This is a genomic window from Spirillospora sp. NPDC049652, assembly GCF_040675125.1.
Lineage (GTDB): Bacteria > Actinomycetota > Actinomycetes > Streptosporangiales > Streptosporangiaceae > Spirillospora.
Genome location: NZ_JBFAOF010001521.1, coordinates 1 through 1158, shown reverse-complemented (window position 1 = coordinate 1158; position 1158 = coordinate 1). Strand labels below are relative to the sequence as shown.

At 77.5% G+C, this 1158-nt stretch carries 1 protein-coding gene; it reads left to right on the top strand.

The genetic code is table 11. The annotated features are described in order from the left end of the window. Nucleotides 1-264: 264 nt before the first annotated feature. On the top strand, nucleotides 265-1158 hold an 894-nt coding region (locus AB0J52_RS41625; protein ID WP_500188802.1), incomplete at its 3' end, for an AfsR/SARP family transcriptional regulator.

Below are 1158 nucleotides of genomic sequence, written 5' to 3'. Positions count from 1 at the left end.
GCGCGCCCTCGCGGAGCAGCAGGACCGCGAGCAGCGCGCGCTGCTGGGGCGAGCCGAGGTCGAGCTCGGCGTTCCCGCGCCGCCCCCGTGGCGGCCCGAGAAGGCCGAACCGCAGGGGCGCGGTCGGCGTGTCCATCGGGAAAGAGTAGATCGTCGCAGCTCATGAGCGGGGCGCGGGCCGGGTGTCCGGCCCGGGGACCGGTCAGGGAGTTGCTTTCCCGACAGCGCCCACCGATCACCGCAATTGGTCCAGAATGGGCGTTTATGGACAGTGATCGGGACCTCCGGTTCGCCGTGCTGGGCCCGGTGCGCGCCTTCCGGGACGGCACGGAACTGCCGCTCGGCGGCCCGCAGCAGCGCGCGTTCGTCGCCGCCCTGCTCGCCGCGGGCGGGCGCGGCCTGCCGATGGACCGGATCGTCGCCGCCCTCTGGGGGGACGAACCGCCCGCCCGCGCCGTCGGGACCGTCCGCACCTACGCGTCCCGGCTGCGGCAGACCCTCGAACGCGACCGGTCCCGCCCCGAGATCCTCCTCTCGGACGGCGACGGGTACGCCCTGCCCGTCCCGGACGAGGCCGTCGACGCCCGGATGTTCGAGGCCGCCCTCGCCAAGGCCGACCTGGAGGAATGCCCCGCCGCCCGCCGCCGCCTGCTGGACGCCGCGCTGGCGTCGTTCGAGGGCGTCCCGCTGGCCGGCGTTCCCGGCCCGGACGCCGACGCCTGGCGCACCCGGCTCGCCGGACGCCGCCTCGACGCCCTGCTGACCCGCCTCGACCTCGACCTCTCCCTCGGACGGCACGCCGCGGCGGTCGCCGAGCTCGGCCTGCTCGCCGGGGAGCACCCGCTGGACGAGCGCGTCCACGCCCTGCTGATGACGGCCCTGTACCGGTGCGGGCGGCAGGCCGAGGCGCTCGCCGCCTACGGCGAGGCGCGGCGCGTCCTCGCGGCCGAACTCGGCGTCCGGCCCGGTCCGGAGCTGACCGGCCTGCACGAGCGGATCCTGCGCAACGACCCGTCCCTGGACCCGCGCGCCCCCGGCGCGAACGACGCCTCACGGCTGCCCGCCCCCGCCCCCGCGCCAGCTTCGGAGCTCGCGCCCGCCCCGGACCGGCCCGTCCTGCCGAAGCCCGCCGCGCTCCCGGCCGACCTGCCCGACTTC